We start from the raw sequence: 8,627 nt of genomic DNA on the forward strand, positions 1-8,627 counted from the left end.
CTTACCTCTGAAATACTAAACTCGCCGCACCTAGGCTTCCAGCTAAATTTCCACCCACTCCTATGATCAGTCTCTCGTTTAAAACAGGAAAAATTCTAGTTCGGATGAGTGATTCGAGATTTTCACCAAACAGGTCCCATGCGTGCGTGATCCCACCTACAAAAATCAGTGCTTCGGGATTCAATAAATGTATGGCATTGCGAACGGTTTCAGCCATCGCAACCGTGCCAAAATTTAAAATGTCAATGGCTATTTGGTTTTCCTTGCGAACTTCTGTAAAAAAAGATTCTGCATCTTTCAACTGCACTTTCGTTTTTTCAAAGAAACGATTCAGGAATCCTTTGGTAGAAAAATATGCTTCAAGACATCCTTTTTGTCCACATCCGCAGAGTGCTCCATCGATAACGACCGTCATGTGTCCGATTTCGATTCCATTCCCCTTATAACCAAGATACAACTTTCCCTGTTCTACGAATCCTCCACCAACACCAGTTCCAAGAGTTAGTATGAGTTGGGACGAAAGATTTTTAAAAGCTCCGAAAGTTGCTTCACCTAATGCGGCACAATTGGCATCATTTTCATAAAATACGGGAAGGTGAAACTTTGTTTCGAGATGTTCCTTCAATTTTACATTCTGTAATGATGGCATATTGGCGCTTTTGATGAGAATGCCTAACTCGTTGTCCAGAGGACCTGGGGAACCTATTCCTATCCCTGCAATGGGATAAAGTTCATGTAAGGTAATAATCGCAGAATCGATGCTTGCAAGAAAACTCTCGTTTGTGAGTGGAGAAGGGTTCGGAACATTGAGGAGTTTGTATTCTTTGCCCAGGCGATCAAACACGCCGGTTTTAATGGAGCCGCCTCCGATATCAATGCCAATGGCTAGGGCTTCTTTCATTTTCCCTTGATCACCTGATCAAATTTTCCTGCTCTCATTCCGTAAATCGTTTGTGCATCAAAAGCAAGTTTCATATCATGTGTGACTAAAATAATGGAGAGATTCTTTTTATTGTATTCGTTTAACAGCATCTGTACGAGCAAACTATTATCAGGATCAAGGTCACCCGATGGCTCATCAGCAAAAAGGATGGAAGGTTCATTGATGAGGGATCTGGCGATCGCTGTCTTCTGGATTTGCCCCCCTGATAACTGTCTTGGTAACATGAATTGGATGGATTCTAGTTTTAGGTGTTCAAGGAGGTAATTGCATTTTCTCTGGTACTCTGCATTTGAAAATTTGCGGGTGAAAATTCCCGGCAGCAGAATATTTTCTCTGACGTTTAAATTTCCTACAAGCTCCGAAAATTGAAAGACAAGGCCGAGTTCCCTCGCTCTGATCTCATACAATTCCCTTTTGGAAATCTGACTCAATCTTTGGTTGTCATATAGAATGTCGCCTGCTGTGGCTGTGAGCATGCCAGTCATAAGCGAGAGAAGGGTAGTTTTACCAGATCCCGAAGGTCCGATGATTGCGACATAATCTCCTTGGTTCACATCAAAAGAAATGGAGTCTACGGCAACTTCATTTCCATAGGTCTTCGTTAGATTGTGGACCCGGAGAAGCATCAGCGCTGCCTCCGAATGGCCCGGTAAGGGTCAATAAAAGTGGTTAGACCAACGGTCGGAAAGGAGACGGAAAAACAGATGAGGACGACAAATGCCAGGCCAATGAAGAAGGTTTGAATCTCTTTGGCTAGATCAAACGTGCTTGGCTGGGTGAAACCTAGTCCTAGGCTAAATCCAATCAAAGCAGAAGGAACCAGCAGAAGGAGGATTACGAGACTATGCAACCAAATACAGCCCAAACGATTCCCACCTACAGCCATCATAACACCTATATCTCCCAACCTTTGGATGCTGTGAAATAAGGCTAAACTCATGAGAGAGAAGAGGCTCGTATAAAAAAGAATCTGTGGAGTTTGGTCAAAGGAAACGATACTAGATAGAGAGATACCGCCATAAAGATGGATATGAATGCGAACCGACTGAAAGAAAAAGGTGGAAAGGATGATACCGCACATACCATAGGACAGGGTATACAAACGGTCTCTGACGAGAATCCTCCAGGCGAAGGAAAAGTAGGAAAGTGGTGTCACTATAGAGTCATTTTTGCACCAATCCTCATTTTTACAAACGTTAATTAACGCAAAGGGAAGTAAGCGAATTTGATATTTTTCATCGTTGTGGGAGCGGGGGTCATCATTCTAGGATTTCTCGTAACCTTTATTATCACACAAAACCGAGATGGTTACGCAAAGGCACTCACCCTTGCGGCGATGGGAAACTTTTTGGATGCCCGTGCCATCGTTCGTGATAAACTCGAAGAAGATCATCAGAATCCTTATGGACATTATGTAATGGCCAAAATCTATTCGATGGAAAATGATCCATTGAATGAAGCCAAACATTTGGAAATCATCAAAAAAAACAATCGTTATACGAAAGATATTGATCCGGTCATGGTATCGAACCGAATTGCTGATATCTATTACAACAAAGATTTTTATGAAGAATCCTTTTTCCATTATTTAGATACATTACAGTTTGATCGATCAAATGCAATCGCATGCATGCGCCTCGGCTTTATGGCTCTTGGTCAAAAAGAGTTTCGAATCGCTGATAATTTTTTTTCCAGACTGCCTGAAGAGAAAATAAATACATCCATCTATCATATTGCACGCGGAGTGATCTCTGGCGTTACTGGTGGTGGAAAAGAAGGGGAATATTTCGAGAACGCGTATAAGCTAGAAAAATCGGCAGTTTGCGGATTTCTATATGCTCTGGCACTTTCAAGGGAAAACAAACACAAAGAAGCGGTAAAAATTGCTACGGCGATTGTCGATCAGGTTGATGACGAATACGTGCGTTATACGATCTTTCAATTTCTCATGACCGAAGCAATATTAATGCTAAACTTTCCAGATGCTTTTAAGTATTCTCGTCTATGTATGGAAATGGCAAAGCTAAACGGGTGGGTGAGTGAGATTACTGAGAGTAATATTCACTTCTCAATGATTTGTATCTATATGGGAAGATATGAGGATGCTTCAGAACATCTAATTGAGGCAGAGGCAAGTAGGTTGGATGATCCAGAAATCATCAACTTAGCAAATTTAAAATACAAACTCGAAAGAGGACTTGGCAATATAGATTCCCTGGCACTTGACTATGATCTCACAAAAGAGCTCAATCTGCTCTCTTTAAGCTTGTTTCCAAATTCTAGATATTTTGAACTAAGCGGGATGCGATCCTCAAAACCATTTAATATCAAAGGTCTTGTTGATGAAAATGGAAATAAAACGGCAAAAAAACTAGATCTAGTTGGCGTTGATAAATTCGAAAAGTTCATTGCGATGACAGGTACTCAGTTTAAAAATCAGGCGACCAGAATGATACTTAAGTTAGGTTTTAGGGTAACCAAAGAACTGGTAAATACGGATGGAGACGGAGTAAACTATTTGTGTTCTTCTAAAGAAAATGTTGATTTGAAGGCCATCTTTCGAATTCGAAAGTGGAAAGATGCCAAAGTTTCCGATATTTTCCTTCGCGAGATGGTGCAGCAGATGGGAGAGAACCAAGCAATGAAAGGCTATATCATTGGCAATTTTGATCTAACCGAAGCTGGTCGGAAAATACTTTCTCAACACGACGATCAATTCGAAATCATCAACGGAGACAGACTTGAAGACTTGCTTGATAAAACAATGTAATTTAATATCCGTTATATTCTGTTTTAGCACATCACTTAGTTTTGATTGCAAATCCATGAGTGTGTCTAACAAGGATTTACCCATAAATGAAAAAATCACTCTCGCTACTTGCCCTATTTCCTTGGAACTTGGAAAAGTATATGGCAATTACGGGAAAAAAGTAGATACCGATGCGATATTAAGCCAGCTACGCTTGTTACTGGATGATATCTGTTTGGGAAATTTAGATCATCTTCCGGCGATGGTATTCGGAGAACTGGGTTTGTTTATCGATGCAAAGGGTCATTGGACAAAGGAAGAAGTTATTCGTGATATAGCATCCAAAGATGGTTACTTTTCGACGTATTTTTTTAATCAAGATTTATTGGATCAAAAAAAAACAAGCCAGGGAAATCTTACCATTCAGACAGCTCTTCGCAGTTCAAATGGGATCTTAGTAGATTTTTTTTTTGATTCTTCTTCTGAATCAGAATTACAATTAAAATTTAAGGAAAATCAAGCAAATGCTCGTTATCTGATCAATCCTGTATTTGCGAAAATAGAAGGAAAATGGATGTTGCTTCGAATGTTATAGAATTTTTACTTAGTGATAACTTTTCGAACAATTTCACCTGCTTCTAAATCAGGTGTAACCTTGCGGATCAAATCAACTTCACGATTCGCCGTTTTCTCATCATAACCGAGCTGGATCAAGGCAAGGATTGCCAAATCCGTTTGTGCATTTGTGATGGAATATTCTTTTTTATCTTCTCTTAAAAAGGATTCTAATTTCTTAAGATTTTGTTTGATCTCAAAAAGAATCTTTTCTGAAGTTTTCCCTTTGACCTTTGGAATCTTTTCAAGTGTTTTTCTGTCATCCGCTTGGGCAATTTGATAAAGTTCATCCGCTTGAAAAAAGGAGAGTATTTTTAAAGCTGTTAGCTCACCAATTCCATGCAAAGATTTAATCAGCTTAAAAAGTTCTCGATCTTTATTCGTTGAGAAACCAAATAGCTTTTGGTTTCTATCCGTAATCGAATGGTAGACGTAGATAAATGTTTCCTTTCCGACAGTCTCGCGTAATTGCAAGTGTAAAGGAAATGGAATCATGACTTCATAACCGACACCGGATACTTCAATGAGTAGGGAATCGAGATCTAGACGAAGCAGATTTCCACGTAAACTCCCGATCATTTATTGATATCCCAAATTGTAGGATCCTGTCTGTTCTGCCAAAGTTCTTTTGCTTTGGCGGACCATTTAGTCACTTCCTGCACCGGAACTTTAGGGTTTGTTTTTGATTCCGCAGTTAATTCAGCTTTAGACATGTCCAAAACTTTTATATATTCGCCCGCTTTCGTTTCATCACCGATTTTCACACAGCAAACAACGATTAAATAACAAACTTCGAATTCATAGGCCTTTTCTGGGAAATCCGAAAGACGAAACACTTCTTCAAGGTCGGCAATGGCCTTTTTTAATAGTTCATCATCAACCGGCAAATTGTATTTCAATTTTAGACAGTACAGGCGAATGTACCTATGGGCTCGTTTGATCAGTGAATAAGGAATTTTAGCATGAATCTCAACCGTTGCCTTATAAATCGAGAGATTAACACTCATTATGATGGCTTCCTGCGTTCTTGGGTGATGGAAATTTTCAGGTAAGAGATTGCCAAGGTTAAACTGCGCCTTGATCTGTTTCGAATTTGCCTCCCAATAATTACGGACTTTTTTATCAGTTGTAGATTGTTTATCTCCTAAAGAACCATGAAAATTAAAATCGCTACGACTGGCGCCATTAAAAAAACAAATGGGACAGACAGTAAACTGAAGCTCATTAAAATCAATAAGGGAATATTTTGGATTTTCGTCATAAATCGGAACTTCGAAAATATTGTGACGAATGGGAAGTGTTTTCGCTTTCAGCGCGTAGTTCTTGACTTCGGTAAACTTACAAATAGGACACTCCACATCCTGTTGGATGATCGGACTAAGTATCTTTTCTTCTTCGTTTGTTTCTGCCACCAAATTACCTCAAACCTAGATTCTACTGCTTTCTTTCATTACTTTCTGAAGAATCTCGAATTCAAGAAATAAATTAGTATGTGGGAGAAACAAATTCGGAAACACTGTGAATCGAAAGGAGCAGGAATTTGCAGGCTAATGATGAGCTTTGTCCACTCTGCAGTGGCAGATCGAAATTTTTTTTTCAGACCCGTAATCGCTCCTATTTTCAATGTTTACATTGTAGCGCAGTATTCATGAATTCTAGTGACCATCTTTCCTTGGATGCGGAAAGGAATCGATATCTTACTCATAACAATGATGTGCATGATAAAAAATACCAAGAATTTGTTTCTCCACTTGTCAATTCTATCCGCTCCCATTTTAGTGCGGATGCTCTTGGTCTGGACTTTGGTGCCGGAACTGGTCCCGTTTCAACCAAGCTCCTAGAGGATAACGGATATATGGTGAAAAAGTATGATCCTTTTTTTTGGCAGGAAATAGGTCTTTTAAAAAATACTTACGATTATATCTTAGCCTGCGAAGTAATTGAACATTTTCGATTGCCAAAAGTAGAATTCGCACTTCTTAGATCTTTACTGAAGAAGGGCGGAATCCTATTTTGTATGAGTTCGATTTATTCAGAATCCATTGATTTTGAAAACTGGTATTATAAAAATGATCCAACCCATGTATTTTTTTATCATAAAAAATCGATAGAATGGATTCGAGAAAGTTTTCATTTCCAGGAAGCCGTGATTGAAGAAAATCTGATTCGTTTTATAACCTAGTAAAATTTAAGTTTAGAATGGATGCAACATCGGTGTCCAATTAAGAAATTTTTAGAGAACCTCGAAATCCTCTTACTGCATAATAAGATTCAGCACCATTATGATAAAAGAAAACTCGATTGTATCTAAAGTCTCCAAAAATAGCTCCACCTAATTTACGTACCTCGATGGGTGTTTTTAGCCAACTCGATGTTTTCGTATCAAAATTTCCAAGTCTTTGTAACTCAAGATATTCCTCCTCATCAAGCAATTCGATTCCCATTGTTTTCGCTGCTTCTATGGCGCTTCCCTTTGGTTTGTTCTCTTTCCTACCATCTAAAGCTGCTTTATCATAACATAAACTTCTCCGATCTTTGGGAGTTTCTAGGGAGCAATCAAAGAATACTATCTCTCCTATCTTTTTTTCAAAACGAACCACATCAGGCTCTCCACCTGATTTTTCCATTTCATTTAATGCATGCAATTGGTGCGGGTTTTTCTCTAACTTGGAAAGCACTAAATTCCAATCTAATCCTTTATGGCGATTCATGTTCTTCTCGAATCTGGTTTTCAAGGTGGATAGCAATTGGTCTTGGAAAGGTAAAGATTTTTTATCAGATTTCATGGTAGATAAGAGCCATTATTCATAACGCAGACGTGTGCTTGCAATTTAATTTTGAAGGAGAAGTGACTCAAGAAAGATGGAGCAAACCCGCAGCTTTTAGATACACAAATTCCATCAGGGATTCATAATCAATTGGAATTCAAATTTGATTTTCAGGCTCCTAATTATGATTTAATCTCTTCCAATCAAGAAATGAGGTCTTAGGACATTTTTATATAACCTGGTGTCTTCTCAATCAATTTGATCCATCTTAAAACAAACGGGTAGGATTCTAAATCAAAACCGCCCTCAGGAGCGACATGCGTATATGCATATAGGGAAATATCTGCGACCGTTATTGAGGTTCCTATCAGAAACGGAGTCCGTGCAAGCTGCTCTTCCATCACTTTCAAAGCTTTGTGTCCGCCGGCTTGCTTTGACTCATATTCTGTTTTTCTATCGCTAGGAATTCCTAAATATTTATTTATATATCTTGCCACGGCTATGAAAGGCTCATGGCTGTACTGTTCAAAAAATTGCCATTGTTGGGTTTTATATTTTTCAAACTTATCCGTAGGCATAAGATCGCTGTCTTCTGATAAATAGTTTATAATTGCATTTGATTCTGATAAAGTTCTTCCATCATCTAGTTCAAGCACAGGAATTTTGCCGTTAGGATTTTTCTTGAGAAACTCGGAAGTTCTCGATTCTCCTTTTAATACGTCGACGTCGATCCATTCAATTTTTTTATCGAGAAAAGAAGAAATTAAAAGAATCTTGTAACAATTTCCAGATAATTTATCGCCGTAAACTTTCATACAAAAATCTATATTCCTAAATAACCAAAAAAATAAAATTACACCCGATTGATAAAATGGTCAACAAACTTCGGTCAGAGTTCACGCCTCATGATAAGCTTTTTCAAGTAAATGAATCTCAAGTTTGATCATCTGCATCATGGCATCCATTACAGCTTGAACTTTTTTCGGATCATTGTCGTTAATAAGCTCCATGAATCGAGTAGGAACGATTTGCCATGTAATACCGAATTGATCGGTAATCCATCCGCATTGTAATGGTTTTGCCCCAGCAGAGATAAACTGATTCCAATACTTGTCGATTTCATCTTGGGTTTCACAATGAACAAAAAGAGAAAATCCATTCGAGAATTGGAAGTAGGGGCCTCCATTGTATGCCATAAATAATTGTCCGCCGATTGTGAATTCGGCAGAAGTGATCGGACCCTCGTTACCAGTTTTTGCAATATTTTTTATTTCGGAGTCCGGGAATAAGGAAGTATAGAACTTTATCGCACTTTCAAGTTGATCATTGAACATTAGGAAAGGTGTAATTTTAGACATAAAGTTTCTCCTGTCGATTTTTTATCACGATTCCATAAAGGATTCATTTGTCATTTTGTTTGGCAACACCAAATTGCGCAGAACGAAATGAGATATGTGAAGTTAGATGAGCTATACGTTATTATTTCAGGGTTACTCGTTTTTTAAATTTTTTGAAATAATCGCAATGTGAGTATCGATGCTATGGTCATTAT

Annotated in this window: 11 protein-coding genes; 3 read left to right on the plus strand and 8 right to left on the minus strand. The window is 38.4% G+C overall.

Annotation, left to right across the window (positions count from 1 at the left end):
- Nucleotide 1: 1 nt before the first annotated feature.
- From EHQ58_RS00905 to EHQ58_RS00915, 3 genes are read right to left on the minus strand one after another with little or no spacing between them, the layout of a single operon-like run.
- Nucleotides 2-901: an ROK family protein gene (locus EHQ58_RS00905; protein ID WP_135621452.1), complete on the minus strand. Its 900-nt coding sequence runs from the start codon at nucleotides 899-901 to the stop codon at nucleotides 2-4.
- Nucleotides 898-1,569, minus strand: a complete 672-nt coding sequence (locus EHQ58_RS00910) for an ABC transporter ATP-binding protein (RefSeq protein ID WP_135621453.1) — start codon at nucleotides 1,567-1,569, stop codon at nucleotides 898-900. Before EHQ58_RS00910 ends, EHQ58_RS00905 begins: the two co-directional genes overlap by 4 nt.
- Nucleotides 1,569-2,099: an ABC transporter permease gene (locus EHQ58_RS00915; RefSeq protein ID WP_135621454.1), complete on the minus strand. Its 531-nt coding sequence runs from the start codon at nucleotides 2,097-2,099 to the stop codon at nucleotides 1,569-1,571. Before EHQ58_RS00915 ends, EHQ58_RS00910 begins: the two co-directional genes overlap by 1 nt.
- Before the next feature lie 69 nt (nucleotides 2,100-2,168).
- On the opposite strand from EHQ58_RS00915, the gene EHQ58_RS00920 reads away from it, so the two are divergent.
- Together EHQ58_RS00920 and EHQ58_RS00925 are read left to right on the plus strand one after the other, a co-directional pair.
- Nucleotides 2,169-3,713, plus strand: a complete 1,545-nt coding sequence (locus tag EHQ58_RS00920; RefSeq protein WP_135621455.1) for a restriction endonuclease — start codon at nucleotides 2,169-2,171, stop codon at nucleotides 3,711-3,713.
- Between the two features lie 55 nt (nucleotides 3,714-3,768).
- Complete coding sequence (locus EHQ58_RS00925) at nucleotides 3,769-4,287, plus strand: hypothetical protein (protein ID WP_135621456.1); 519 nt, start codon at nucleotides 3,769-3,771, stop codon at nucleotides 4,285-4,287.
- A gap of 5 nt (nucleotides 4,288-4,292) precedes the next feature.
- On the opposite strand, the gene ruvA is transcribed toward EHQ58_RS00925, so the two are convergent.
- Nucleotides 4,293-4,886, minus strand: coding sequence for a Holliday junction branch migration protein RuvA (ruvA, locus tag EHQ58_RS00930; protein ID WP_135621457.1), 594 nt, complete (start codon nucleotides 4,884-4,886; stop codon nucleotides 4,293-4,295).
- Entirely contained in the window at nucleotides 4,883-5,719 is an 837-nt protein-coding gene (locus EHQ58_RS00935; protein WP_167883492.1) for a DUF2225 domain-containing protein, read from the minus strand. Before EHQ58_RS00935 ends, ruvA begins: the two co-directional genes overlap by 4 nt.
- Nucleotides 5,720-5,955: 236 nt before the next feature.
- On the opposite strand from EHQ58_RS00935, the gene EHQ58_RS00940 reads away from it, so the two are divergent.
- Nucleotides 5,956-6,489 (plus strand): class I SAM-dependent methyltransferase, encoded by a 534-nt coding sequence (locus EHQ58_RS00940; RefSeq protein ID WP_135621459.1) that lies wholly within the window; start codon nucleotides 5,956-5,958, stop codon nucleotides 6,487-6,489.
- Nucleotides 6,490-6,529: 40 nt separating this feature from the next.
- Here EHQ58_RS00940 and EHQ58_RS00945 read toward each other — a convergent pair whose 3' ends face one another.
- From EHQ58_RS00945 to EHQ58_RS00955, 3 genes are all read right to left on the minus strand, one after another.
- Nucleotides 6,530-7,093 carry a DUF4256 domain-containing protein gene (locus EHQ58_RS00945; protein ID WP_135621460.1) on the minus strand — a complete coding sequence of 188 codons (564 nt, stop codon included), beginning with the start codon at nucleotides 7,091-7,093 and terminating at the stop codon, nucleotides 6,530-6,532.
- 200 nt (nucleotides 7,094-7,293) lie between these two features.
- The gene (locus EHQ58_RS00950) at nucleotides 7,294-7,890 is read right to left on the minus strand and encodes a glutathione S-transferase family protein (RefSeq protein WP_135621461.1); all 597 of its coding nucleotides are present in this window, start codon (nucleotides 7,888-7,890) and stop codon (nucleotides 7,294-7,296) included.
- A gap of 81 nt (nucleotides 7,891-7,971) precedes the next feature.
- Complete coding sequence (locus tag EHQ58_RS00955; protein WP_135621462.1) at nucleotides 7,972-8,433, minus strand: VOC family protein; 462 nt, start codon at nucleotides 8,431-8,433, stop codon at nucleotides 7,972-7,974.
- Nucleotides 8,434-8,627 lie beyond the last annotated feature (194 nt).

The organism is Leptospira ognonensis (genome assembly GCF_004770745.1).
Classification (GTDB): domain Bacteria; phylum Spirochaetota; class Leptospiria; order Leptospirales; family Leptospiraceae; genus Leptospira_A; species Leptospira_A ognonensis.